The organism is Leisingera sp. ANG59 (genome assembly GCF_013317235.1).
Classification (GTDB): Bacteria; Pseudomonadota; Alphaproteobacteria; order Rhodobacterales; family Rhodobacteraceae; genus Leisingera.
Genome location: NZ_WLCM01000025.1, coordinates 1 through 25,079, shown reverse-complemented (window position 1 = coordinate 25,079; position 25,079 = coordinate 1). Strand labels below are relative to the sequence as shown.

The 25,079-nt window shown below is 62.3% G+C and carries 19 protein-coding genes and 4 pseudogenes; 14 read left to right on the top strand and 9 right to left on the bottom strand.

All coding sequences use genetic code 11. From position 1 onward, the window contains the following. Positions 1-45 precede the first annotated feature (45 nt). Together GKC28_RS18315 and GKC28_RS26480 are read left to right on the top strand one after the other, a co-directional pair. A complete protein-coding gene (locus GKC28_RS18315) occupies positions 46-849 on the top strand; it encodes an IclR family transcriptional regulator (RefSeq protein ID WP_174148449.1) in 804 nt (267 codons plus the stop codon). 479 nt (positions 850-1,328) lie between these two features. Then, positions 1,329-1,697: pseudogene (locus tag GKC28_RS26480) on the top strand (response regulator); the annotation flags it as partial. A gap of 139 nt (positions 1,698-1,836) precedes the next feature. On the opposite strand, the pseudogene GKC28_RS26475 reads toward GKC28_RS26480, so the two are convergent. Together GKC28_RS26475 and GKC28_RS18305 are read right to left on the bottom strand one after the other, a co-directional pair. Continuing rightward, positions 1,837-2,034: pseudogene (locus GKC28_RS26475) on the bottom strand (IS6 family transposase); the annotation flags it as partial. 64 nt (positions 2,035-2,098) lie between these two features. Next, positions 2,099-3,016 (bottom strand): LysR family transcriptional regulator, encoded by a 918-nt coding sequence (locus GKC28_RS18305; protein ID WP_174148448.1) that lies wholly within the window; start codon positions 3,014-3,016, stop codon positions 2,099-2,101. Positions 3,017-3,167: 151 nt separating this feature from the next. Here GKC28_RS18305 and chvE point away from each other — a divergent pair, with 151 nt between their 5' ends. From chvE to GKC28_RS18250, 11 genes and pseudogenes are all read left to right on the top strand, one after another. Continuing rightward, positions 3,168-4,223, top strand: coding sequence for a multiple monosaccharide ABC transporter substrate-binding protein (gene chvE, locus GKC28_RS18300; RefSeq protein WP_174148447.1), 1,056 nt, complete (start codon positions 3,168-3,170; stop codon positions 4,221-4,223). A 72-nt stretch (positions 4,224-4,295) separates the two neighbouring features. Continuing rightward, positions 4,296-5,813: pseudogene (mmsA, locus tag GKC28_RS18295) on the top strand (multiple monosaccharide ABC transporter ATP-binding protein); the annotation flags it as partial. A gap of 17 nt (positions 5,814-5,830) precedes the next feature. Next, positions 5,831-7,066: a multiple monosaccharide ABC transporter permease gene (gene mmsB / locus GKC28_RS18290; RefSeq protein ID WP_174148445.1), complete on the top strand. Its 1,236-nt coding sequence runs from the start codon at positions 5,831-5,833 to the stop codon at positions 7,064-7,066. 3 nt (positions 7,067-7,069) lie between these two features. Next, positions 7,070-8,812 carry an L-arabinonate dehydratase gene (gene araD / locus GKC28_RS18285; RefSeq protein WP_174148444.1) on the top strand — a complete coding sequence of 581 codons (1,743 nt, stop codon included), beginning with the start codon at positions 7,070-7,072 and terminating at the stop codon, positions 8,810-8,812. Beyond that, a complete protein-coding gene (locus tag GKC28_RS18280; protein WP_174148443.1) occupies positions 8,812-9,735 on the top strand; it encodes a Gfo/Idh/MocA family protein in 924 nt (307 codons plus the stop codon). The genes araD and GKC28_RS18280 overlap by 1 nt, the downstream gene beginning before the upstream one ends. 5 nt (positions 9,736-9,740) lie before the next feature. Further along, positions 9,741-10,733 carry an aldose epimerase family protein gene (locus GKC28_RS18275; RefSeq protein WP_174148442.1) on the top strand — a complete coding sequence of 331 codons (993 nt, stop codon included), beginning with the start codon at positions 9,741-9,743 and terminating at the stop codon, positions 10,731-10,733. Between the two features lie 9 nt (positions 10,734-10,742). Continuing rightward, positions 10,743-11,660, top strand: a complete 918-nt coding sequence (locus GKC28_RS18270) for a dihydrodipicolinate synthase family protein (protein ID WP_174148441.1) — start codon at positions 10,743-10,745, stop codon at positions 11,658-11,660. An 11-nt stretch (positions 11,661-11,671) separates the two neighbouring features. Beyond that, complete coding sequence (locus GKC28_RS18265) at positions 11,672-13,192, top strand: aldehyde dehydrogenase (NADP(+)) (protein WP_174148440.1); 1,521 nt, start codon at positions 11,672-11,674, stop codon at positions 13,190-13,192. After that, positions 13,189-14,088 carry a 2-dehydro-3-deoxygalactonokinase gene (locus GKC28_RS18260; RefSeq protein WP_174148439.1) on the top strand — a complete coding sequence of 300 codons (900 nt, stop codon included), beginning with the start codon at positions 13,189-13,191 and terminating at the stop codon, positions 14,086-14,088. The genes GKC28_RS18265 and GKC28_RS18260 overlap by 4 nt, the downstream gene beginning before the upstream one ends. Continuing rightward, a complete protein-coding gene (locus GKC28_RS18255) occupies positions 14,085-14,690 on the top strand; it encodes a 2-dehydro-3-deoxy-6-phosphogalactonate aldolase (RefSeq protein WP_174148438.1) in 606 nt (201 codons plus the stop codon). The genes GKC28_RS18260 and GKC28_RS18255 overlap by 4 nt, the downstream gene beginning before the upstream one ends. After that, entirely contained in the window at positions 14,687-15,541 is an 855-nt protein-coding gene (locus GKC28_RS18250; RefSeq protein WP_174148437.1) for an SMP-30/gluconolactonase/LRE family protein, read from the top strand. Before GKC28_RS18255 ends, GKC28_RS18250 begins: the two co-directional genes overlap by 4 nt. A 393-nt stretch (positions 15,542-15,934) precedes the next feature. Here GKC28_RS18250 and GKC28_RS18245 read toward each other — a convergent pair whose 3' ends face one another. From GKC28_RS18245 to GKC28_RS18225, 5 genes are all read right to left on the bottom strand, one after another. After that, positions 15,935-17,362 (bottom strand): C69 family dipeptidase, encoded by a 1,428-nt coding sequence (locus GKC28_RS18245; protein ID WP_065269474.1) that lies wholly within the window; start codon positions 17,360-17,362, stop codon positions 15,935-15,937. A gap of 31 nt (positions 17,363-17,393) precedes the next feature. Then, positions 17,394-19,454, bottom strand: a complete 2,061-nt coding sequence (locus tag GKC28_RS18240; RefSeq protein WP_174148436.1) for an ABC transporter ATP-binding protein — start codon at positions 19,452-19,454, stop codon at positions 17,394-17,396. Between the two features lies 1 nt (position 19,455). Continuing rightward, complete coding sequence (locus tag GKC28_RS18235) at positions 19,456-20,400, bottom strand: ABC transporter permease (protein WP_254656760.1); 945 nt, start codon at positions 20,398-20,400, stop codon at positions 19,456-19,458. Next, positions 20,381-21,325 (bottom strand): ABC transporter permease, encoded by a 945-nt coding sequence (locus GKC28_RS18230; RefSeq protein WP_065269476.1) that lies wholly within the window; start codon positions 21,323-21,325, stop codon positions 20,381-20,383. The genes GKC28_RS18235 and GKC28_RS18230 overlap by 20 nt, the downstream gene beginning before the upstream one ends. 75 nt (positions 21,326-21,400) lie before the next feature. Then, positions 21,401-22,948, bottom strand: coding sequence for an ABC transporter substrate-binding protein (locus tag GKC28_RS18225; protein WP_174148435.1), 1,548 nt, complete (start codon positions 22,946-22,948; stop codon positions 21,401-21,403). Between the two features lie 401 nt (positions 22,949-23,349). Here GKC28_RS18225 and GKC28_RS18220 point away from each other — a divergent pair, with 401 nt between their 5' ends. Further along, a complete protein-coding gene (locus GKC28_RS18220) occupies positions 23,350-24,162 on the top strand; it encodes a helix-turn-helix transcriptional regulator (protein ID WP_065269478.1) in 813 nt (270 codons plus the stop codon). Positions 24,163-24,458: 296 nt separating this feature from the next. On the opposite strand, the pseudogene GKC28_RS18215 reads toward GKC28_RS18220, so the two are convergent. Both GKC28_RS18215 and GKC28_RS18210 read right to left on the bottom strand, forming a co-directional pair. Next, positions 24,459-24,605 (bottom strand): annotated as a pseudogene (locus GKC28_RS18215) (integrase core domain-containing protein); the annotation flags it as partial. 77 nt (positions 24,606-24,682) lie between these two features. Continuing rightward, positions 24,683-25,079, bottom strand: a 397-nt coding sequence (locus GKC28_RS18210) for an ATP-binding protein (RefSeq protein ID WP_174148478.1), incomplete at its 5' end; no start/stop codon positions are given.

The following is a 25,079-nucleotide window of genomic DNA, read 5'->3' as shown; positions in this document are numbered from 1 at the left end:
AATGCCCCGTGCAGGCCTGACGCCCGCATAGATACAGGAAACACCATGCCAGCCGATTCCTCGGACAAGAGATTTGCAAACACACTGGCGCGGGGTCTTACAATTCTGCGGGCATTCCGCCCGACGGATGACGGCCTGGGCAATCTCGAAATCTCAGAGCGCACCGGCATTCCGCGGCCGACGGTGTCCAGGCTGACCTTCACCTTGTGCGCGCTTGGATACCTGACCCATGGGCGGCGGCACGACAAATACCGCCTCGGCCCGGCGGCGCTTGCACTGGGGAACATCGCGGCCGCTTCCTTTGCCTTTGTCGAGATTGCTTCACCGGTGATGCAGCGGCTGGCAGATGCAACCGGCACTTTGACAGCGATCAGCATAAAAGATGACCAGCGGATGCTGCTGACCAGGGCCTGGCGGCCGGTGAATTCATCTGCGATCTGGCTGGATGTCGGCTACCGGATGCCGCTGCATACGTCTTCCAGCGGCAAAGCGTATCTGGGGGCGCTCAACGATGAGGAATTTGCCCGTTTTCTTGAAAGCCAAGACGATGAGCCAGAAGAGTTGCTGGCGGAATTCGCGGCAATCAGACTTGCCGCGCACGACGAGATCCTGGCTGACGGCTACACTCAAGTGCGGGGGGAAAACCGGTTTTCCGAGACCATCAACGCCGTCGCTGTGCCATACCGTCCTTCTGACTTAGGTGAGCCGGTGGCTTTTCTGGCAAGCTCGACCTCAAAGCAGCTTACTGATCAGCGCATCTCTGACGAGGTCGGCCCGGCACTTGCCGAGGCTGTGTCTGAGGTCCGCAGGATGACCGGCCAACAGTCCGCTCTTGTGATGAATGAATAGGGCGTCTCGGGTGTAACCGACTCTGCCGGCGGAGTTTCGGTGTTCTGTCATCCCTCGCGGCGCGTCAGGAGCCATCGTTTGGTGGCAGCTTCTCAGGTCGTTTAAGACAATTGTGCGTTTTGCAGCATTCGCCTGGTTGGGCTCGCAGATTTCCTTGGATGGACAAGCCTGGCAAGTCGCCTTCAAAGCACGGTATTTCTTTCGCCCGCCGGTACCCTGACCGCGGTTCGGCGTTGATGCTGTAACCGCCCCAGCGCACCTGAAGACGGATAGATCGTTTACTGATCTCCTAACCGGCTCAATCCCGCGGCGGGTCACAGTATGCCGCCCGCTGCTGAACGATAACCGGGATATTGCCGGTTCACTCAAGCTACAGCTTTCAGAACGCAGCGCCCTGCAGTGAGCAAGGCCCTGTTCTCTCGACAAAGCGCCGGAAAGCGACAATAGTCCAATACCGCCCACACAGAAGAGCGGCAGATATGACAAATACAGATATGGCAAGGCTGGCCGACCCGCTCGGGCAAGCAAGTATTCTCATCGTGGACGATGAGCCAGGAATGCGTAATTTCCTCGCGAAAACACTGCGCCCTCTATGCCAGTTGGTGGATGAAGCCGAAGACACCGGAGCCGCAACCGCCCTGCTCAATACCCGGCAATATGATGTGATGATCCTCGACAACATCATGCCTGGCCAGAAAGGCCTGGACTGGCTGGAGGAGCAGCGGCGTGAAGGCGGCTTCACCGATACCATCCTGATTACCGCCTATGCCGATCTGCAGACGGCAATCGACGCGCTGCGGGCCGGGGCGTCGGATTTCATTCTGAAGCCTTTCTGCTCCAACCAGATCTTAAATGCCCTGCGCCGCTGCATCGAGACGGCGCGGCTGAAGCGCGAGAACATGCTGCTGCGGCGGGAGCTGGAAACCGCTGGCCCTGGCCGCTGCCGCCGCCGCGAGCTGGTCGGGGCGTCGCCTGCCGTTGACAGGCTTGGGCCCGTTTCCGGATTTCGGGGCCAAACTTTCGCACCCATCGGTGAACCGTTGAGGCATCAAAAGCAACACCCCGCTCGGCAAGCATATCCCGCACGTCCCGGCACGAAAGCGGGTAGCGGCAGTACCAGCGCACCGCCAGCAGGATGACCTCGCGCGGAAACCGGTGCCTCTTGAACGGATTGCGCCGGGACATCGCTCACTCCTCAGCCTGGGGCAACGATGTTTCCGACATCCCGATGGTTAATGCAACGGACCCTTCAGAGGTTTTCGAACACGGCGTTGATGAGTTGAATCGCGGCCTGTGGGAGCTGCCCGAACCTGTTCCTGATAATAAAACAGGGCGGCACCATGATCGGGTCGGCCAGTTCGAGTGTGACGATGTTGGTGCCAAGCGGCCCGTCAGCCAGCATTTTGGCGACTTCTTCGGACTGCGGCGCGATCGTATCCGTGGACTCGAGAAGCGAAAGGACCACCAGCAGGGACGACGAATTGGTGATCCGCGTCGGCGTGGCGATCTTCTTTTCGTGAAACGCGGCTTCGACGGCCTGACGGATCGGAGAGCCGATCTCCTGAATCACCCATTCGAACCGGTTTAGATCGCTCAGGTCGATCAGCTTTTGTTTGGCCAGGGGGTGATCCGGTCGGACGAGCAGCGATACGATTTCGCTGCGGGCCGGCTGAAGTCTGAAATCGCGAGAGTCATATTCGGGTGGAATGCGGGCGATCACAAAGTCGAAGCGGCCTTCGACAAGTCCACGCACCAGTTCGGTCGACGGGCCGACGCCGATCGTCATCTCGATATCCGGCGCTGACGCCTTCACAGCAAGTATCGCAGGCATCAGCAGGCCGACCGCAGGTCCGGTCACGGCACCGACCCTGACTCGGCCGGACTGTCCTGATGTGATCCGGCGGGCATCTTCGTCGAGAGCGCCGTATTCTTCGAGGATAACCTTTGCGTGCCGGATGCAGAGGTCTCCGAGGGCCGTGCCCTTCATTCCTTTGGGATGTCGTTCAAAGAGGGGCCCGCCCATCCTCTCTTCGATATCCGCAAGAATCCTGGAGGCGGCCGGTTGCGACATCCCGACCATCTGGGCGGCCCGCTGGAGCTGTCCGGATTCTGCAACCTTTACCAGAAGGTTGAGGTGGGCTGGTTTGAGTCGTGTCGCAATGTCCATGAAGCAACATACCATTTTTGGTAAGCAGATTGTCGAAAAATCGAATTGAGAGTTATGAGCGGCACCTGCTACCTAACATCAAGGTTCGGGAGGACCTGACAGGGAGATGAAGCGCAGGCAGGAAACGCCCGCTTCAAGTTGGAGGAACACCATGAAGTTCACGAAATTTCTGGCCTCAGCCAGTGCTGTTGCCATGCTTGCGACAGCCGCCTTGGCAGACGGCACCGTAGGGATCGCCATGCCGACCAAGTCCTCGGCGCGCTGGATCTCGGACGGCAATTCGATGGTCGAACAGTTCAACGCTGCGGGCTACGAAACCGATCTGCAGTATGCTGAGGATGATATTCCGAACCAGCTGGCCCAGATCGAGAACATGATCACCAAGGGCGTCGACGTTTTGGTGATTGCGGCCATCGACGGGACAACCCTGTCGAACGCGCTGGAAAACGCCGCAGCTTCGGGCATCAAGGTCATCGCATATGACCGCCTGATCCGCGACAGCGGCAACGTCGACTATTACGCGACCTTCGACAACTTCAAGGTCGGCGTGCAGCAGGCCACCACGCTGGTTGACGGGCTGAAGGAGCGCTTCCCGGACGTGAAGCCCTGGAACGTTGAGCTCTTCGGCGGCTCGCCCGACGACAACAACGCATATTTCTTCTACAACGGCGGCATGAGCGTGCTGCAGCCGCTGATCGACGACGGCTCGATCGAGGTCGTCTCCGGCCAGAAGGGCATGGACACCGTCGGCACCCTGCGTTGGGACGGTGCTGTCGCACAGGCGCGCATGGATAACCTGCTGTCCGCGAACTATACCGACAAGGAAGTTCACGGCGTGCTGTCGCCCTACGATGGCCTTTCCATCGGCATCCTGTCCTCGCTCAAGGGCGTCGGATATGGCTCGGGCGACATGAAGATGCCGGTCGTCACCGGCCAGGACGCCGAAGTGCCGTCGGTGAAGTCCATCCTCGCGGGCGAGCAGTATTCCACTATCTTCAAGGACACCCGCGCGCTGGCCGGCGTGACCGTGGGCATGGTCGATGCGCTGCTGAAGGGCAGCGAGCCGGAAATCAACGACACCACGACCTACAACAACGGCGTGAACGTCGTGCCCTCCTATCTTCTCGAACCGCTGCCTGTCACGGAAGCGAACTGGGAAGAGCTGCTTATCGGCTCGGGTTACTACACCATGGACCAGATCAAGTAAGATCGAAGAGATCCTCCCTGGTCTGTCCGGACTTCGGTCCGGGCAGGTCGACACGAAGGACGAGAGGGTGTCATGTCCGCACTTCTTGAAATGCGCTCGATCACCAAGACCTTTCCGGGCGTGAAGGCGCTGGACCAGGTCAACCTGACGGTCCGCGAGGGTGAAATCCACGCGCTGGTCGGGGAAAACGGGGCCGGGAAATCCACGCTGATGAAAGTCCTTTCAGGGGTCTATCCAGCGGGAAGCTACGACGGCGAAATACACTACGCCGGTGGTCTGGCCGAATTCCGCGACATCGCCGACAGCGAAAAGCGCGGCATAATCATCATTCATCAGGAACTGGCCCTCGTGCCGCTTCTGTCGATTGCCGAGAACCTGTTCCTGGGCAACGAACAGGCGGCGCGCGGGGTGATCGACTGGCGGGGGACTTTCCGGCGGACCGATGAGTTACTGCGTAAGGTCGGCCTGCGCGAGGCGCCCACGACACAGGTCGACAAGCTGGGCGTCGGCAAGCAGCAGCTGGTCGAGATCGCCAAGGCCCTGTCGAAAGAGGTCCGCCTGCTGATCCTTGACGAGCCGACGGCGGCCCTGTCGGAAAGTGACAGCCAGGCGCTGCTGGACCTGCTGCTGGAGCTGAAGGCGCAGGGCGTCACCAGCATCATCATCAGCCACAAACTGAACGAAGTGCGCCGCGTGGCCGACTCCGTCACCGTCATTCGCGACGGTTCGACCGTGTCGACAATGGATGCGCGCACGCAGGAGATTACCGAGGACGCCATCGTGCGCGACATGGTGGGCCGCGACATGGCGCATCGCTATCCGGCGCGCGAACGCCGGGCGGGGGATGTGCTGTTCGAAGTGAAGGACTGGAACGTCTGGCATCCCGAACACACCGACCGGCAGGTGATCAAATCTGCCAATTTCGAGGTCCGCGCGGGCGAGGTCGTGGGCATCGCGGGGCTCATGGGCTCGGGTCGGACTGAACTGGTGATGAGCATCTTCGGCCGGTCCTATGGTCAGAACATCTCGGGTCAGGTCAGGATCAAGGGGCAGGAGGTCGACGTCAGCCGCGTGGACCGCGCGATCGCCGCCGGGCTGGCCTATGTCACCGAGGACCGCAAGAGCCTTGGCCTGATCCTGGAAGAACCGATCAACCGCAATGTGTCGCTCGCCCATCTTCAGGGCGTGTCCAGGAACGGCATCCTGAACGACAACCTCGAGACCGAGGTGTCGGAACGCTATCGCCGCGCGATGAACATCCGCACGCCCTCAGTCTTCCAGAAGGTAATGAACCTGTCCGGCGGCAATCAGCAGAAAGTCGTGCTGTCGAAGTGGCTCTTTGCCGAACCCGAGGTTCTGATCCTCGACGAGCCGACACGCGGGATCGACGTCGGCGCGAAATTCGAAATCTACGGGATCATCAACGAGCTCTCCGCCATGGGGAAGGGCGTTCTGATGATCTCGTCCGAGATGCCCGAACTGCTGGGCATGTGTGATCGCATCTACGTCATGAACGAGGGCGCTCTGGTCGGCGAACTGACCGCCGAAGAGGCCAGCCAGGAGCGGATCATGTCGCTCATCGTGACCGATTAAGAGGGGGGCAGGACATGTCGCTTGCAGAAACCACAACGACCGAGGCCCAGCCAATGGGGATTGGTGAATACCTTCTGGGCCACCTGCGCACCTATGGGCTGCTGTTCGCGTTGATCGCGATCATGGTGTTCTTCCAGATCACCACGTCCGGTACGCTGTTGCGCCCGGTGAACATCACCAACCTGTTGTTGCAGAACAGTTATATCATCATCATGGCGCTCGGAATGCTGGTCGTCATCGTGTCGGGCAATATCGACCTTTCGGTCGGGTCCGTCATGGGGTTCATCGGCGCGCTGGCGGCTGTGATGATCGTGAACATGGATGTGCCATACCTGTTGGCCATCGTTATCTGCTTGGTCGCCGGGGGGCTGATCGGGGCGGCGCAGGGTTATTGGGTCGCCTACTGGAAGATCCCGTCCTTCATCGTGACGCTCGCGGGGATGCTCGTCTTCCGTGGCCTGTCGCTTCTGCTTCTGGAAGGCCAGTCCGTCGGTCCGTTCCCGCGTGAATTCCAGGCGCTGGCCAACGGGTTCGTCACGGACATTTTCCCGGCCGGGATCGGGCAGACCCTGGCTGCGGTCTTCAGCGCACGTCAGGTGAACGTGCTCGCCCTGGGCGTCGGCATCATCGCGGCTTTCGCCATCGTCTACAGCGGGATGCGTGCCAGGTCCCGCAACCATGCCTACGGCGTGGTGGACGAACCGCGCGCCTTCTTCATTGGCCGCAACGTGATCGTCGTCGGGGCCATCGTGTTCATCATGTTCAAGCTGTCGACCTTCCGGGGTCTGCCGAACGTGCTGATCACCATGGGCGTGCTGACCCTGATCTATGCCTTCCTCACCGAACGCACCGTGCTGGGCCGCCGAATCTACGCGCTTGGCGGAAACCAGAAGGCGGCGAAGCTGTCGGGCATCAAGACCGAACGGCTTACCTTCCTGGCATTCGTCAACATGGGTGTTCTGGCGGCGGTGGCCGGCCTCGTCTTCGCCGCCCGCCTGAACACAGCGACGCCCAAGGCGGGCTTCGCGCTTGAGCTTGACGTGATCGCGGCGGTCTTCATCGGCGGGGCGTCCATGTCCGGCGGGGTGGGGACGATCGTCGGTGCCGTGGTCGGCGCCTTCCTGATGGGCGTGTTGAACAACGGCATGTCGATCATGGGGATCGGCATCGACTACCAGCAGATGATCAAGGGTCTGGTGCTGCTCGCCGCCGTCATCTTCGACGTCTACAACAAATCCAAGCAGGGGTGAGCCATGACTTTCAAACCCGCGCCCTGGCCCCGCAGACTCCGCTCGCAGGAGTGGTACGCCGGGAATGGCCGCGACACGATCTACCATCGCGGCTGGATGAAGAACCAGGGCTATCCGCATGATCTATTCGACGGTCGCCCGATCATCGGCATCCTCAACACCTGGTCCGATCTGACCCCCTGCAACGGCCACCTGCGTGAGCTGGCCGAGAAGGTGAAGGCCGGTATCTGGGAGGCCGGCGGCTTCGCGGTCGAGGTTCCCGTCTTCTCGGCATCCGAGAACACTTTCCGCCCGACCGCGATGATGTTCCGCAACCTCGCCGCCATGTCGATCGAGGAGCAGATGCGCGGCCAGCCTATCGACGGTGCGGTGCTGCTGGTAGGTTGCGACAAGACCACGCCGTCGCTTCTGATGGCGGCTGCGTCCACCGACTTGCCCTCCATTGTCGTGACCGGCGGGCCGATGCTGAACGGCTACTTCCGGGGCGAACGCGTCGGATCCGGCACGCATCTGTGGAAGTTCTCGGAGGCCGTGAAGGCAGGCGAGATGACGCAGGAGGAATTCCTGGAGGCCGAGGAATCGATGAGCCGGTCGTCCGGCACCTGCAATACCATGGGCACCGCGTCGACCATGGCAAGCATGGCCGAGGCGCTTGGCATGGCGCTGTCGGGCAATGCCGCGATCCCGGCGGTCGACAGCCGTCGCCGGGTGATGGCGCAGATGTCGGGGCGGCGGATCGTGCAGATGGTCAAGGACGACTTGAAGCCCTCGGACATCATGACCAAACAGGCGTTCGAGAACGCGATCCGCGCCAACGGCGCCATCGGCGGATCGACCAATGCGGTGATCCACATGCTGGCCATCGCGGGCCGGGTCGGCGTCGACCTGACGCTGGACGACTGGGACCGCTGCGGGCGCGACGTGGCGACCATCGTGAACGTCATGCCCTCGGGCAAGTACCTCATGGAGGAGTTCTTCTATGCCGGCGGCCTGCCTGTCGTGCTGAAAAGGCTGGGCGAGGGCGGCCAGTTGCACAAGGACGCGCTGACGGTGTCGGGCGAAACGATCTGGGACGAGGTGAAAGACGTCCGCAACTGGAACGAGGACGTGATCCTGCCGCTTGAGAAGGCTTTGACACAGCAGGGCGGGATCGCGGTGGTGAAGGGCAACCTCGCACCGCAGGGGGCCGTTCTGAAACCTTCTGCCGCATCACCCCATCTGCTCAAGCATCGGGGTCGGGCCGTCGTGTTTGAGGATATCGACGACTACAAAGCCCGGATCAACGACGACACGCTGGACATCGACGAGACCTGCGTGATGGTCCTGAAGAACTGCGGGCCAAAGGGCTATCCCGGCATGGCGGAGGTCGGCAACATGGGCCTTCCGCCGAAGGTCCTGAAGAAGGGCATCACTGACATGGTCCGCATCTCGGACGCGCGCATGTCCGGCACGGCCTATGGCACCGTGGTCCTGCATACCTCCCCCGAAGCGTCGGCGGGCGGACCGCTGGCCGTCGTGAAGACCGGGGACATGATCGAACTGGATGTCGAGGCGCGGCGCCTGCACCTGGATATCCCGGACGAGGACCTGGCCGCCCGGCTGAAAGACTGGGTACCGAACCACGTGCAGGTCGAGAGCGGCTATCTCTGGCTGCACCAGCAGCACGTGGAGGGGGCCGATACCGGGGCCGATCTGGGGTTCCTCAAAGGCTGCCGCGGGTCGCCGGTCGGGAAGGATTCGCATTGATGGAAATCGCGCTTGTCGGCATAGGAAAGATCGCACTCGACCAGCATGTGCCGGCGATCAGTGAAAGTCCCGAATGGCGCCTGTCGGCGACCGTGTCGCGCCATGGCAGCGTCGACGGCGTTCCATCTTATGATGATTTCGCGCAAATGCTGGCTGAACGGTCGGACATTCGTGTGGTGTCGCTCTGCCTGCCTCCGGTTCCGCGTTTCGACTATGCCGAGACAGCGATCAGGGCGGGTCGGCATGTCATGATGGAAAAGCCTCCGGGGGCGACCCTGTCGGAGTGTCACGCGCTCGAGGCGATGGCGCGGGCGCATCGGGTGTCTCTCTATGCGACATGGCATTCGCGACAGGCAGACAAGGTCCCCGCAGCCAAGGCCTGGCTTGCCGGGAAGACACTGCGTAAGCTGACGGTCATCTGGCGCGAGAACGTTCGGCAATGGCATCCCGGACAGGACTGGATCTTGGAGGCCGGCGGGCTGGGCGTCTTCGATCCGGGCATCAACGCGCTCTCGATCCTGACGGAAATACTGCCTGACCCCATCCATCTGACCAGCGCGGTGCTGAGCTTTCCTGAAAACCGCGACACTCCAATCGCAGCGGAGTGCCAGTTCCACCATCCGGCAGGGGCCGAGGTGTCGATGGTGCTCGATTTTCTTGAACCTGGAGAGCCGACCTGGACTATCCGCGCCGAGACGGATCAAAGCGTCATGGTGCTTGAGAATGGCGGCGGCAAGCTCGCCATTGACGGGAAGGTCGATGACAGCGTTCCGGGCCTCACGGGGGAATATCCGCGGCTCTACGCGCAGATGGCCGGTCTGGTCGCGAAGGGCGGGATCGACATGGATCTGTCGCCGATGCGCCATGTGTCCGATGCCTTCACCCTTGGCCGCCGTGTCATCGTCTCCCCGTTCGACTGGTAATGGACATGCTTGACGACACCGACCTGATAGGCATCGCCTCGGATGAGACCGAGGTGCACGCCTTGTGGATAGGCGGCGGACCGGTCATGGCGCGGGTGATGACCTGGGGGGCGAGCCTTGTCGACCTGCGGTTGGCGGGCGTGGAACATTCACTTGTTCTCGGGTCGGTGGACTACACCGCCTATCTCGGACCGATGCAATATTTCGGTGCCATCGTCGGTCCCGTGGCGAACCGCATTGCCGGAGGGCGGATGACAGTTGATGGGCGCGACTACCAGCTTGACCGGAACGAGGCGGGACAGACCACGCTCCATGGCGGGGCGGCGCAGTTCTCCGGTCGCAACTGGACTCTCGAAGCAGCCGACGCATCGTCGGTTACCCTTGGACTTCACCACACTCACGGAACTGGCGGCTTCCCTGGTGAGATCGACGTCAAAGCCCGCTATTCGCTTGATTCACAGGGCGCTCTGGCGATCGAGATCGAAGGCAGCACCGACCGCCCTGCCATGTTCGGCCCGGCCTTTCACGGCTATTGGACGCTCGATGGCGGGGCGGACGTGTCCGGCCACAGGCTGACCGTCGATGCAGAGCATTACCTTCCGGTGACCGATGCGATGATCCCATCCAATGGGCCTGCGCCGGTGGCGGGAACTGCGTTCGACTATCGCTCGCCGCGCGCGCCCGATCCCGGGCTGGATCACAACTTCTGCCTTGCACGGACGCATGGCCAGATGCGCCGGGCCGCGACGATCGCTGCAGGCGGCCTGCGGCTGACCGTCGACACGACTGAAGTCGGGCTGCAGGTCTACGCCGGCGGCAGTCTGGCGAGCGCTCCGGCGAAAGAACTGAATGGTCGGCCTTACGGCTTGAACGCCGGCATCGCCTTCGAGCCGCAGTTCTGGCCCGACAGTCCGAACCATCCCGATTTTCCGTCTCCGGTCCTACGAGCGGGAGACAGGTACAGACAAGTGTCGCGCTTTGCCGTGACCCGAACCTAAGAGGCCAAGATGCAAAACCCACTTACAGGTATCCTCCCGGTCGCCCCGACCCCGTTTCACGCAGATGGCTCCATCGACCCGGACGGCATGCGCCGCGTTCTCGACTGCATGATCGATCAGGGCGTCGACGCAATCTGCATCTTGGCCAACTATTCGGAACAGTTCCTGCTGTCGGACGAGGAACGTGCAATCCTCACCAAGGTCAGCCTGGACCACGTCGCGGGCCGCGTGCCGGTGATCGTCACGATCAGCCATTTCGCCACCGACATCGTCGTTTATCGTGCGAAAGAGGCGCAGGCGTTCGGGGCCTCGATGCTGATGATGATGCCGCCCTATCATGGCGTCGGCTTGGCCCCTGCAAAACAGGGCGTCTTCGAACATTTCGCGGCCGCGTCCGATGCCGTGTCGATCCCGATCATGGTGCAGGATGCGCCGTTGTCGGGCGTGACCCTGTCTGTGCCGCTGCTGGTGCGGATGGCGAAAGAGATCGAGAATGTCTCCTATTTCAAGATGGAGACGCCCTTTGCCGCCGATAAGCTTGCCGCTTTGATCGAGATGGGCGGAGACCACATCGTCGGCCCCTTCGACGGTGAGGAGGCCGTGACGCTGCTGGCCGATCTCGACGCGGGCTGTACCGGTACGATGACCTCCGCGCTGCAACCCGAGAAGATCCGCCTGATCGTCACCCAATACCGGGCAGGCAACACCGATGCGGCGCTTGAGCAATGGAAGCTCTGCCTGCCGCTCATCAACCACGAAAACCGCCAGTGTGGCCTGCGGGCCGCCAAGACCGTGATGATGGAGGGAGGCGTGATCGGATCGGATTACGTCCGCCATCCGCTGAAGCCCCTGTCGCCACGGACCAAGGACCGGCTCATGTCGCTCGCGCGCGAACTGGACCTGATCGCGCTGAGCTGGGGCAAGTAAGGAGAGATCGCATGACATACCAACCGCACGGGAAACACCTGATCGCCGGCGAATGGGTCCGGTCTTCTTCCATGTTTGCGTCTCAGCCGGTCGACGGCATGTCGCATGACACGGCCAATGGCGGTGCAGACGAGGTTGATCGCGCGGTTCAGGCCGCCGAAGAAGCCTTCTGGACCTATGGTTACACCACCCGGGCCGAGCGTGCAGCCTTCCTGCGCACCATTGCCGACGAGATCGAGGCGCGAGCCGACCAGATTACCGAGATCGGTACCCGGGAATCCGGCCTGCCCGCAGCCCGTCTGCAGGGCGAACGGGGCCGGACGACCGGCCAACTGCGCCTCTTCGCGGATCATATCGAGGCCGGGGACTACCTGGACCGTCGTCATGACAAGGCACTGCCGGACTGGCAGCCCCTGCCGCGTCCCGATCTGAAGATGGTACAGCGCCCCTTCGGGCCGGTTGCCGTCTTCGGTGCATCCAACTTCCCGCTGGCGTTCTCAACCGCCGGGGGAGACACTTCATCGGCGCTGGCCGCAGGCTGTCCCGTCGTGGTCAAGGGCCATCCGGCGCATCCCGGGACCGGAGAGATCGTGGCCGAAGCTATCCATGCCGCGATCGCCAAGTGCGGGATGCCCGGCGGAACCTTCAACCTCGTGCAGGGCAATACGAACGATCTGGGGGCCGCGTTGGTGCAGCATCCGCTGATCACCGCCGTCGGCTTCACTGGATCGCTTGGCGCGGGTCGTGCGCTCTTTGATCTTTGCGCGGCGCGGCCGGTGCCGATCCCGTTCTATGGCGAGCTTGGCAGCGTAAACCCGATGTTCCTGCTGCCCAAGGCACTATCGGCACGCGGGGAAGATCTGGCCAAGGGCTGGGCCGGATCGCTGACCATGGGGGCGGGGCAGTTCTGTACCAACCCCGGCGTAATCGTCCTGATCGACGGGCCCGCTGCCGACACCTTCACCCAAGCGGCGACATCGGCCTTGTCGGTTATCGGGGCGCAGACCATGCTGACCGAAGGGGTCGCCAAAGCCTACCGCGCAGGCCGTGATCGGGTCGCGGACACGAGGGGCGTGCAGGAGGTGCTGACCTCCGTCTGTGACCTGCGGAACGCGACGCCGTACCTATTTACCACGACCGGCGATGAATGGCTGGCGAATGAGGCGCTCGGGCATGAGGTGTTCGGTCCGCTTGGCGTGATCGTTCGCGTCGGCGATGCTGACCAGATGCGGGCCGTCGCCCGGTCCCTGCAGGGTCAGCTGACCTGCACGCTGATGATGGACGACGGTGATACCGAGTTGGCACGGAGTCTGATGCCCATCCTTGAACGAAAGGCGGGACGAATCCTAACCAACGGCTATCCGACGGGTGTCGAGGTCTGCGACAGCATGGTTCACGGCGGGCCTTACCCGGCCTCGACCAATTTCGGGGCCACCAGTGTGGGTACTTTGGCGATCCGGCGGTTCCTGCGGCCAGTCTGCTATCAGAACATGCCCGACGCGCTGCTTCCCGGCGACCTGCGCGACAAATGACCTTGCCGGACTGGATCGCGGTCGACTGGGGCACGTCCAACGTGCGGGTCTGGGCGATGACCTCGGGCGGCGAGGTCCTGATCGAACAGTCGTCGGACAAGGGGATGGGAACGCTGGAGCCGGACCAGTTCGAAGCGGCGTTTGTAGATCTGGCGGGCGATCTGCTGGGAACCGGCCGGATGACGGTCGTCGTCTGCGGCATGGCCGGGGCGCGCGGTGGCTGGTGCGAAGCGGGGTATGTCGCGGTTCCGGCGGTTCCGGGACGGGGGGCCGCGACGCGCGTCGTCACCCACGATCCCCGGCTTGACGTGACAATCCTGCCGGGGCTGTCACAGGCGGATCCGCCAGATGTCATGCGCGGGGAGGAAACACAGATCGCCGGAGTTCTCGCCCAGTTTCCGGAGATCGACGGGGTGATCTGTCTGCCCGGTACGCACACCAAGTGGGTACGCGTGGCGGACGGACGCGTGCGGACGTTCCGGACCTTCATGACGGGCGAACTCTTCGCCCTGCTGTCCCGCCATTCGATTCTCCGGCAAGGGATGGACGACGATTGGAGCGCCGAGGCCTTTGCGGGCGGTGTCACGGATGGTCTGGCGGATCCCGCCGGTCTGAGTGCGGCGCTCTTCGGCTTGCGCGCTCGCGGGTTGCTGCAGGCTCCGCACGCCGGAGAGACGAGGGCGCGCCTGTCGGGGCTTCTCCTCGGGCTGGAGCTTGCCGGGGCGCGACCCTTTTGGGACAGGGCCAAGGTAATCGTGGTCGGCGACACGCGGGTGCTGGACCTCTATGTCAAACTGACCGACCTTGCGGCCGAGGTCCGCTTTGTCGGGGCGCGGGAGATGACCTTGAGAGGCCTCATCAGCGCCCATACCGAACTCACAGGAGGCTCTGAATGACCCGAAACATCATGTCGATCCTTCGCGGTGTCGAACCGGATCAGGCCGTCAGCATCGCGGGTGCCCTGATTGACGCCGGGATCACGATCATCGAAGTGCCTCTCAACTCGCCCGATCCGTTCGTCTCCATCCGCCGGATGGCTGAGGCGTACGGTGTGCAGGCCCGGATCGGGGCCGGTACCGTGCTGACGCCCGATCAGGTGTCTCACGTTGCTGCAGCGGGCGGCACGTTTGTCGTCTCGCCCAATACGGAGCCGGAAGTGATCCGCGCGACAAAGCGGCTTGGACTGACTTCCTACCCGGGCGTCATGACGCCAAGCGACTGCTTTTCGGCACTGGCTGCCGGAGCCGATGCGCTGAAACTCTTTCCCGGCGAAGTCGTTGGCCCGGCGGGGCTGAAAGCGATCCGGGCAGTCCTGCCTTCAGATGTGCCGATCTGGGCTGTTGGCGGCGTGTTCGACGCGGTGTTGTCCGACTGGTTCGCAGCCGGTGCGCAGGGCGTCGGATCTGGAAGTGCGCTGTTCAAACCGGGCGATACGGTCGAGGTCGTGGCGGCGAAAGCACGGGCCTTTGTGAAGCAATATGACGAGGCGGTCGCATGAACCCGGTAGCCAGGCTCTACGACGACCGCCGTTGCGAACTGGGGGAAGGTCCGCTTTGGCATCCCGAACGCAAGCAGCTCTTCTGGTTCGACATTCTGGGGCGGCGGCTCTTGTCGCGGGTGGACGACCGGGCGTTGGAGTGGCGCTTCGATGAATTCCATTCCGCAGCCGGATGGATCGACCACGATACCCTGTTGATCGCGTCTGAAACTGGGCTCTGGCGGTTCAGCATCGAGACTGGCCAGCGTGAACTGGTCGTCGCCCTTGAAGCCGACGATCCAGGGACGCGATCAAACGACGGGCGAGCGGACCCGTTTGGCGGATTCTGGATCGGAACGATGGGCAAGAAAGCCGAGGCCAGGCGTGGCGCGATCTATCGCCTCTACCAAGGAGAACTGCGCCGTCTCTACTCCGGCATCACGATTCCGAACAGCATCTGCTTCGCACCTGACGGCAAATCGGCGTATTACGCGGATACGCGCGATGGCCGGATCATGCGGCAACCGCTGGGCCAAGAAGGTTGGCCAGCCGGCGCTCCGGTCGTGTTCGCGGACCCGGGGGCCTACGGTTTTCATCCTGACGGCTCCGTCGTCGATGCGGAAGGCGCCCTTTGGAACGCCCAGTGGGGCGCGGGCCGGGTCGTTCGATACCTAGCGGACGGAACAGTTGATTGTGTCGTCACATTCGAAGCGACGCAGACCTCCTGCCCGGCGTTCGGAGGGACCGAGATGCAGACCCTCTTTGTCACAACTGCTTTCGAAGGCATCGTGAGCCCCGACCGCTTACAGGGCTGCCTTTTCCATGCCGAAGCGAAGCTACCGGGGGTCGCCGAACACGCCGTGCGATGTTGATACGTTCGCTGTTTCTTTCGGACGCCAGAGCCGCGGCCTGTTTAATCCTTTTGAAATCCGGACCTCAATCGACCCCTGCATCTCTGGTTGGACGTTCGAATCCACCATGCTTGCCAGACATTTTGGCGTTCGCTCCCGGTCGTAGAAATCGGGTGCGTCGTTCGCTCATGTCCGTGTTGGATCGAAAGCAGACGTCCAGAAGCCGGTGTCGGCCCGACTTCCGGCGGAATGCGATGACCAGCCTTCAAAGACTAGGTCACATATGGCTTGGTGTGCAGCGAGGGTTAAGTAGAATTGAAGCAAGTCGGAAGGTTTCGGCTATTCAGAGAGACACAACCAATAGCCGAACCTTCCTTCGGATTCCGGACGCTTCAGATCGATAGAGGTTTGGAGCTACCAGATCTGATCCGGTGACAGCGGCGTCCCGGTTATGTTCAACGCCCCCAGCGCGCGCAATCTGGCATAGGCCGCATCCGCGAGCGCACCGCAATCGGCCAAGGCGCGGTCGAAACGCGCATGGCTAAACTCTGTCAAAACCCGTGATGCCAGAGTCTCTTCGCCCGCATCCATCAGCAGCGAAGCCGCCCGCAACAACTCGGGTAGTTCCTCATTCGTGTGCGCTTCGATCGCCCGCCAATGGGTCCAGATTTCGCGCAGGATCGGGTCCTGCTTTTGGAAGGCGAGATGCATCAACCGCTTGAAGATGCTGAAGGCCGAAGGTCCAGTCTCGATCCCCTGTGGAATGTGCGAAACCGAATCCGGGTTTTTGTCTGCCTTGCGGCAATCCAGAAAACGGTGACTTTCGCCGGTCGTCAGATAGCGGTGCTGTTGCCATGCGGGAGGCACCGAGGCCTGGCCCAGAAAGACCGGCAGCAGAGGCGCGGTGACCGGCCCGACGGGCGCATGCCACATCATGCGCAGCGCGTCGTGCTTCGGATGAGTGAGCGGCACGACCTGGCCATAGCCGGCGGTATCGCCGGTCAGGCGCTCGCTGCTGATCGACCAGAATACATCATCAAGCGTGATCTTCCCGGGCTGGGCCGCGCGGGTGCGCATCTCGTCCTCGATCCAGGCGACGCCGTCCCAGCGGTGCTTGCCGTCACCATAGATATGGTTGACATGAAACGGGCCTTCGCCCTCCGACCACCAGCCCATGTCCCGGGCGGTTTCAAAGAAATGTGCCGGGAACAGGAAATCTTTGGTCGGGGCCGCCGGGATTTCGCCGATATAGCCGGGGCGCGAGGCGCGGATGTCGTCCGGGCCAAGCCGCTCGGCGCACCACAGACCGCGCCCGCCGGCGAATTCGATCACCACCCAGGCTTCCTCGGGGTCGGCGATGATGTGGGAATTGCCGCCATAGGAGGAATACCCATGTTTTGCGATGAGATCCGCGATCAGCTCCACACCCTCACGGGCACTGCGGGCGCGTTCCACGACGATCCGGGCCAGATCCGAGTAGTTCGGTCCGGTCTGATCCTTGGGGGTCATGGCGATCAGCTCGGCCCTCGAGGTGGACCAGATGTCGCGCACCGCGACCCCGCATTCGTTCACCCCGCCATTGGTCAGCGGCGCCGGCACGCCGAGATAGTAGCTGTAGCTCACCCGCATGTTGCGCAGCGTCTCGGGGGCTTGAGGGATCTCGCTCATATGCCCGGGCATATCGGCCTCCGGGGTCACGCCAACCGGCAGGGTTGCCCCCTTGGGATATTTCGCGCGGGGACAGATCTCCAGCCAGTGGCTGCTCGGCTCATCGCCATAGCCGGCCAGATAGGCGACCCCGTCAGCGGTGAGGTTTCGCCCGATATAGATACCGTAACTCATTGTTTTTTCCGTTGATTGTTATGTTTTGTATTTAGCCTAGCGGGAAATGGCAGGCGTGCCGACGCCCGTCCGCCATGGTGACATGTGGCGGTTTCTCGGCCCTGCAACGATCCTGAGCAAAGGGACAGCGCCCCGCGAAATCGCAGCCCTTCGGCCGGTTGAGCAGGCTTGGAACCTCGCCCGAGATCGACACATGCACGCGGCGCCGGTCCGGGTCGGGCTGCGGTACGCCCTCGACAAGAGCCCGCGTGTAGGGATGCACCGGACGGGCAAAAACTTCGTCGGTGCGGCCCTCCTCAACGATGCGACCCAGATACATGATCGCCAGCCGATCGGCGATATGGCGCACCACGGGCAGGTTGTGGGTGATGATCAGATAGCCCAGCCCGTGCTCGGCCTGAAGATCCGCCATCAGGTTGAGGATCTCGCCCTGCACCGACACGTCCAGCCCGGCGGTGGGCTCGTCGGCGATGATCAGCTTGGGGTTCAGAGCCAGCGCACGGGCGACGCCGACGCGCCGTGCCTGCCCGCCCGAAAGCTCATGCGGATAGCGCGACAGGAAATGTTTGGGCAGCCGCACCATCTCGGCCAGCCGCTCGGCCTCGGCGTCCAGATCGACGCCGGTGATGCCGTGGATCTGGAACGGCTCGGTAATCAGGGCCCGAACGGATTTGCGCGGGGAAAGCGAGCCGACCGGGTCCTGGAACATCATCGCCATGTCCCGGCGCAGAGGCTTGAACCGGGCTTCGGGCATGTTACGGATTTCCTTGCCTTCAAAGCGCACACTGCCCGCCTGCGACGGCACGAGGTTGAGCACGCAGCGCCCCAGCGTCGTTTTGCCAGAACCGCTTTCGCCCACCAGCCCGACAGTTTCGCCGGGGGCGACCGACAGGCCGACATCCAGCACCGCGTCCACATGGCGTTGACTCAGCCCTTTCAGCCGTGCCCGCAGAGGACCGACGGTCTCGAACTGCACGTTCAGCTCCGAGACCTCAAGGAGGGCGGCGTCGTGTTTGGCGCGAGCGGGCTTGGTCCCAGCACTGCACTCCTGGCCCACGGTCATCACGTCCAGCGGCGGCGGCCAGCTGGGATCATGGTGCAGCCCGTCCAGAAGGTGACAGCGCGCCAGGCTCGTCTCACCGCGCGCCACATCCGGCGGCAAGGTCTCGTGGCAGACCGGCAGCGCCCGCTGGCAACGCGGTGCATAGATACAGCCCGACCGGGGTTTGGTCAGATCGGGAATATCGCCGGGAATGACCGGCAGCTTGCGCGACACATCGTCGATCCGCGCCGGGTCGCATTCCAGCAGCGCGCGGGTATAGGGATGCTGCGCGTTGTGAAAGATCTCGCGCACCTCGCCCGCCTCGATCACCTCGCCGGCATACATGACGACCACATCGTCGCAGAGCTCGGCAATCAGACCCAGATTGTGCGAAACCACGACCACGGTTGCGTCCAGCTCTTTTTGCAAGTCCTGGAGCAGATGGATGATCTGTGCCTCCATGGTGACATCCAGCGCCGTGGTCGGCTCATCGGCCAGCAGCAGCTGCGGCCCGGTGAGCAGCGCCATCGCGATACCCGCACGCTGGCGCATCCCGCCCGAGAAGTGGTGGGGATACTGGTCGATCCGCTTGTCCGGGTCGGGAATGCCCACCTTGCCCAGCATCTCGACCGCCAGGCGCCGTTTCTCCGCGGCAGAGACATTGGGCCTCCGGTAGAGGATGTCGAGCATCTGCCGACCGTAGGTCAGCACCGGGATCTGGCTGGTCATCGGGTCCTGGAAGACCACCGAGATTTCCTCGCCTCGCGTGGCGCGCAGTTGCGCCTCGCTGGCTTGCAGTAGGTCACGGTCCCCGAAGCGGACCTCGCCGCCCATGACATCGGCGTTCTTGGCCAGAAGCCCCAGAAGCGCCCAGAGCACCGTGGATTTGCCCGACCCGCTTTCGCCGACAATGCCCACGATCCGGTTCTTGCGGATCGGGAACGAGATGTCGCGCAGCGCCTTGACCCGCCCCTGAGGGGTGCGGAAATCGACCGACAGGTTGCGCACATCCAAGAGCGTCTCGGGGGAGTGTAATGCGTCCTTGGGCATATCAGCGTCCTTTTCCCATTCGTGGATCGAAAATGTCGCGCAGCGCTTCGCCGAGGAAGGTAAATCCAAGCGTGGTCAGGATCAGCGGGATGCCCCCGGCGATTACCATCCAGGGCGCGTCGCGGATCACCAGATAGCCCTCGTTCAGGATCGTGCCCCAGCTGGCGGTCGGCGGCGTCACGCCGAGACCCAGAAAGCTGAGCCCGGCCTCGACTGTGACCACCACCGGCACATCCATCGCGGCCAGGATCAGCAAGGGACCGACCACATTCGGCATGACGTGATGCAGCAGCGTTCTCGTCATGCTGGCTCCGAGCGAGCGCTCGGCCAGGATGAAATCGGTGTTCCTCAGTGTCAGCGTCGCCGTCCGCGCCACCCGCGCATATTGCGGAATCGAGGTGATGATCACGATCGCCAGCACCACAGTGAGGCTCGGCCCGGTCAGCGCCACGGTGGCCAGCGCCAGCACGATCGTCGGGAACGAACGCACGGTGTCAAAGATCAGCAGCAGCAGGCTGTCCAGCCAGCGCGGTCCGAACCCGGCGATCATGCCGAGCGTCAGGCCGATGGTCAGCGCGACCGATACGCCGATGGCGGCGATCTTCAGCGCCACGCGCCCGCCGTAGAGGATGCGCGAGAGCGTATCGCGACCAAGTTGGTCGGTGCCGGCCAGGTGGTCGAGCGTCGGGCCCGACAGCCGCGCCGGTACGTCCAGCGCGTTGGGGTCATACGGTGCAAGCCAGGACGCGAAGATCGCGCTTGCGAAAAATGCGGTGACAAGGATCAACCCGGTCAGGCCCTGCCAGTTGGTCAGGAAGCTGCGCAGCTTTTCGCGGCGCTCGCGGGCGGCGGATTCACGGATCTCGGTTTCGGTCACGTGATCGGGAAGGCCCGATGCGTCGACGGCCGGGATGCCGGTTACGGGTTCAGAGCGATTCTCGGACACGGGGATCAAACCAAGCTATGAGGATGTCAGAAAACAGGACGACGAGGATATAGAGGCCGGTGGCCACCAGAACCGCGCCCTGCACGATGGGGAAGTTGCGCGCCATGACGGCATCGAAGATCAGTTTGCCAAGGCCGGGGCGGGCAAAGATGATCTCGGCAAAGACGGTCGAGGAGATCATGCCACCAAAGCCCATGCCGATCAGCGTGATCGTCGGCAAGATGGCGACCCGCAGCGCATAGCCAAAGATCACCCGCCGGGGTTGCAGGCCGAAAGCGCGGGCGGAGCGGATATAGTTCTCGCCCATGACCTCCAGCATCGAGGCGCGCACCATGCGCGCCAGATAGCCCACCCAGCTCAGCCCGATGGCAAAGGCCGGAAGGATCAGATGCATCAACTGGTCGCCGATCTGCCCCGGCTCGCCCGCGCCGATGGCCGGAAGCCAGCGCAGCTGCACGGCAAAGATCAGCAGCGCCCAGATCGACACCAGGAACGACGGCACGGCGATGGTGCCCACCGACAGCACGCCCGTCACACGGTCAAGCCAGCTGTTGGGCTTGACCGCCGCCAGGCAGCCCAGCGGGATGCCGAGCAACATGGCCCAGCCCATGCCCGCGCCGACCAGCGCGAGGGTAAAGCAGATCCGCTCCATGATGATGGCGGTCACTGGGCGGTCGGAGAACACATCCAACCCAAGATCGCCGGTCAGGGCATTGCCGATATAGATCAGGAACTGGCGCCAGACAGGTTCGTTGAGATGCATCTTTTCGGCATAGCGCGCGATGGCCTCTTCGGTCGCACGCGGCCCGAGGGCGATGGTCGCCGGGTCGCCGGGAATGAAATGCAGCAGCGAAAAGAGCACCAGTACAACAAGCCCGATCACCACCGCCGACAGCCCCAGGCGTTTGGTAAGATAATATAGCACGGACGATTTCCCCTCGACCGGAGTTCATTTTGCCGGCCCGCGCGGCAGGGCGCGGGCCGATACCGAGGTGCGCGATCAGCCCATGCCGAACCTGCGGTAGTTCAGCTCGCCCGACGGCGCGGCATTGACCGTTACATCGGTGCTGTGCCCGAATGCTTCGGGCTCATGATTGATCCAGACATAGGCACCCGTATTCTCCATGATCTCCTGCATCCGCACGTAAATATCGTGGCGTTTTTGCTGGTCAGTCTCATTGACGCCCTCATCATAGAGGCGGTCGAACTCCTCATCGGTCCAGCGCTCCCAATTCCAGACACCGACCTGGTTTGAGGTGAACCACTGTGTCGCCTCATAGGGGTCCGGTGTGGTGCCGAACCGCATCAGCCACAGCTCCAGCTCCTTCCAGGTGTCGCCTTTGCTTTCCTGGCCCATCTCCCAGAACGGGCCTCCGTCGAGCGGCAGGACATTGAGGGTAATCCCGACCGCAGCGAGGTTGGCCTGGATGATCTGCGCCGTCAGCATCCGTTCCTGATTGTTGAGCGTGCGCAGGGTCAGCTCAAGACCGGACACGCCGGCCTCCTCCAGCAGCGCCCGCGCCTTGGCCGGGTCATAGCTGTAGCCCGCGCTGTCGCGTTGGCCGGTCAGGCCGGGGCAGATGATGCCGTGCGACTTGGCCGTGGTGCCGGAATAGGCGCCTTGCAGGATCGTATCCACATCCACCGCATGCTGAATCGCCTGCCGCACGCGGATGTCTTGCAACTTGGGATGTTCGGTATTCATCCCCATCCACATGTATTGCAGCTCGCCCGCAACTGCGATGCCGGTGCCCTCGGGCATGTCCTTGGTATAGCGTGCCAGCGTATCGGCGCCGACGCTGGTGCAATCCAGCTCGCCCGCTTCAAAGGCCAGCTCAGCCGCCTTGACCTCGGTGATGACATTGCATTCCACCCGGTCAAAGGCCGGTTTCGGCCCGGTCCATTCGGGGTTTGCGGAAAAGACAGCGCGCTGGCCCGGCGTCGCGTCGTAGGTATAGGGGCCGCAGACAGCGGGGAACTTCGTGGTGAACTTTCCGCCCACGTCGGCCATGGCCTTTTCGCTCAGCACCGCGCCCGGCCCGTGGCAGAGGGTGATCATGATGAACGGCGCAAAGGGCTTGCTGAGCACGATGGTGCCGGTGCGCTCGCCGGTCACCTCGACATGGTCCAGCGCTTCGAAATAGCCCGACCAGTCGCTGTCCTTCATGCGCTCGTAGGAATACTTGACATCCGAAGCCGTGACGGCCCCGTAGCCACCGGACCAGACCAGCCCCTCGGCCAGCTCAAAGTCGATATGAGTGGCGTCGCGCTGTTCCAGCTTGGTGACGAAATAGGTTGGTTCCCAAGTGAAGGTTTCGCCATCGCGGGCGTATTGGGCGAGGAAGGGCAGGCATTGTTTCTGCGCCTCGATTTCCGTACCACCCGTCATGAAGCCCGGGTCGAGCACGTTGTTGTCCCGGTCGATGCGCAGGCGCAGCGTGTTGCCGGGTTGAGCGAAGGCCGCAGTTGTCCATCCCGGGGCCAGACCCAATGCGCCCAAGGCCGCCGTGGTGCCGAGGAAACCTCGGCGGGTTGTTGTTTGTATCATTGTCGTGTCCTCCCTGAACAATTTCTGACCGGAGCATGACATGGTTTTGAAACTGATCAATTTCGCACGGTTTCGCTTACTGACGCAACTTTCGCATCATTTCGCTTATATATGATCGCGCGGCAGGCGCTCTTGCCACTGTCTTTCCACAACCAGCGCAGCGCCCTCCCAAGCGCGCAGCTCTGCGGTGATGATGAAGTCGCCGAGGTCGGAATGTCCGAGTTGTGAGTTTCCCTCACGCCGTGGGGATGCCGGTCAAATTGCGCCGTCTTACGCCTGTCTGAACTCCATGGACCACTAGGGTACGTTTGATGCGGGAATGACTTCGCGCCTGCGACGGGGCGGCAATTTCGTGCCCTTCGCGAATTGACGCGACAAGAGCTTCACTCTAATAAGACCTCATGCCTGACGAACTTCGCCAAAATCTCGCTCTGCTGTGCAGCTATCACCCCTCCATTGCCGAGGTCTGCCGCAAGCTCGACCTCAACCGCCAGCAGTTCAACAAGTATCTCGCGGGCACCTCGCACCCGTCGCGCCGCAATATGCGGCGGATCTGTGACTTCTTTGGCGTGTCGGAATCCGAATTGCTCATGGAGCCTCAGCTGTTCGAGAACATCGTATCGCTCAAGCGCAAGCCGATGGGTCAGGAGAAACTCAGCGAGCCGCTGCGTCATCTCGAGCTGATTTACAAGCGCAGCCAGGCACTCGAAAAATACATCGGCTACTATTTTCGCTACTTCTATTCGTTCAGCAATCCCGGGAAAATCATTCGATCTCTGGCGTCTATTCACAAGGAAAGCGAGCGCTTCTACTGGAGCAACATCGAATTGCTTCGCGATCCGGAAACCGGCCAGTCGCAAGGCATGAACAAGTATAAAGGCGCGGTGTTCTACCTTGCCGACCGGATCTACATCGTGGAATACGAGACGATCGAGCTGGGCTCGATCACTCAGGCGACGCTTTATCCCAGCCACCGCAGCAGGCTGGATACGCTGGTCGGCATCCAGACCGGCGGCCCGACACGGCGCGGACGCAAACCCGGCGCCTCGAAGGTCGCACTGGAATACTTGGGCCGTGAAATCAATGTTCGTCAAGCTTTGAAACGGACCGGGCTGTTCGACCCCAGAGAGGGCTTGTTTCGACCTGATATTTTATCATTGATTGAGAATAATATTGGGCCTTCGTCATTTGTCTTGGATGTGGAAGAGCCTTAATGCATGGGCGAGAACGCGAATTAAACTGGATGGCGTACTGATATTGCGGCGAGATGCCAGGGTGCCGCCCGGTAGTCATCAACCTCAGTTCAGTAGTTCGCCCCGTTGCCCTGAGAAATTAGAACGCGCTTAAATGTTCGGGTCTCCTTTCGGATATCATAGTTTCGAGCCGGGGGCGGTTACAGCATTGACGTGCTCCCTTTAGAGTCCGCGTTTTTCAGTTAGCTCTGTTCAGGGTTGATGTGCTACCCAACGTGCCCTCGGCCGTTGTTAGAATTTCCGCGGTTCCATCAGGTTCACGGGCTGGTGTCGTGAACTGATTTCATCAGGTCTGCCGGGACCTTGTTCCCGATAGCCCCGTGCGGGCGTTCTTCATTGTAGTCTCTACGCCAAGCCTCCAACTTTTCGGCTGCATCTTCAAGGCTCATGAACCAGTGCGCGTTGTCAACGCCGTTTCAATTTTCCCCAAAAGTGCCGAAGTAAAATTCCCCACTTGCTCGGTCCCGGTGATCAGCCGGCGTYAGTGATCAGCGGCTCCATTCCTTGTCTTTGGCGGYCGYCCGCGGCGCTTSGGCGGMGGCGGGGGAGCGATCGGGGCGTTGGCGCGGACATGCTCGGGTATGAGGTCGGCATGGCTGCGCAGGCGGTAGCTGGCACCTTCGATCTGKATGACCACAGCGTGGTGCAGGAGCCTGTCAAGAAGCGCGGTGGCAACAACGGGGTCGCCGAAGACCTCGCCCCATTCGGCGAAGCCGCGGTTTGAGGTGAGGATCATGGCGCCCTTTTCATAGCGGGCGTTGACGAGTTGAAAGAACAAGTTGGCGCCACCGGTGGTGATCGGCAGGTAACCGATCTCGTCGACGATCAGCAGAGACGCCCGGGCATAGAAGCGGATCTTGTCGGCCAGCCGGCCCTCC

What these genes read in the sequence shown, in the direction of transcription:
- GKC28_RS18315 (WP_174148449.1), top strand. Translation starts at nt 46, where the DNA reads ATGCCAGCCGATTCCTCGGACAAGAGATTTGCAAACACACTGGCGCGG.
- GKC28_RS18305 (WP_174148448.1), bottom strand. Translation starts at nt 3,016, where the DNA reads ATGGACATTGCGACACGACTCAAACCAGCCCACCTCAACCTTCTGGTA.
- chvE (WP_174148447.1), top strand. Translation starts at nt 3,168, where the DNA reads ATGAAGTTCACGAAATTTCTGGCCTCAGCCAGTGCTGTTGCCATGCTT.
- mmsB (WP_174148445.1), top strand. Translation starts at nt 5,831, where the DNA reads ATGTCGCTTGCAGAAACCACAACGACCGAGGCCCAGCCAATGGGGATT.
- araD (WP_174148444.1), top strand. Translation starts at nt 7,070, where the DNA reads ATGACTTTCAAACCCGCGCCCTGGCCCCGCAGACTCCGCTCGCAGGAG.
- GKC28_RS18280 (WP_174148443.1), top strand. Translation starts at nt 8,812, where the DNA reads ATGGAAATCGCGCTTGTCGGCATAGGAAAGATCGCACTCGACCAGCAT.
- GKC28_RS18275 (WP_174148442.1), top strand. Translation starts at nt 9,741, where the DNA reads ATGCTTGACGACACCGACCTGATAGGCATCGCCTCGGATGAGACCGAG.
- GKC28_RS18270 (WP_174148441.1), top strand. Translation starts at nt 10,743, where the DNA reads ATGCAAAACCCACTTACAGGTATCCTCCCGGTCGCCCCGACCCCGTTT.
- GKC28_RS18265 (WP_174148440.1), top strand. Translation starts at nt 11,672, where the DNA reads ATGACATACCAACCGCACGGGAAACACCTGATCGCCGGCGAATGGGTC.
- GKC28_RS18260 (WP_174148439.1), top strand. Translation starts at nt 13,189, where the DNA reads ATGACCTTGCCGGACTGGATCGCGGTCGACTGGGGCACGTCCAACGTG.
- GKC28_RS18255 (WP_174148438.1), top strand. Translation starts at nt 14,085, where the DNA reads ATGACCCGAAACATCATGTCGATCCTTCGCGGTGTCGAACCGGATCAG.
- GKC28_RS18250 (WP_174148437.1), top strand. Translation starts at nt 14,687, where the DNA reads ATGAACCCGGTAGCCAGGCTCTACGACGACCGCCGTTGCGAACTGGGG.
- GKC28_RS18245 (WP_065269474.1), bottom strand. Translation starts at nt 17,362, where the DNA reads ATGAGTTACGGTATCTATATCGGGCGAAACCTCACCGCTGACGGGGTC.
- GKC28_RS18240 (WP_174148436.1), bottom strand. Translation starts at nt 19,454, where the DNA reads ATGCCCAAGGACGCATTACACTCCCCCGAGACGCTCTTGGATGTGCGC.
- GKC28_RS18225 (WP_174148435.1), bottom strand. Translation starts at nt 22,948, where the DNA reads ATGATACAAACAACAACCCGCCGAGGTTTCCTCGGCACCACGGCGGCC.
- GKC28_RS18220 (WP_065269478.1), top strand. Translation starts at nt 23,350, where the DNA reads ATGCCTGACGAACTTCGCCAAAATCTCGCTCTGCTGTGCAGCTATCAC.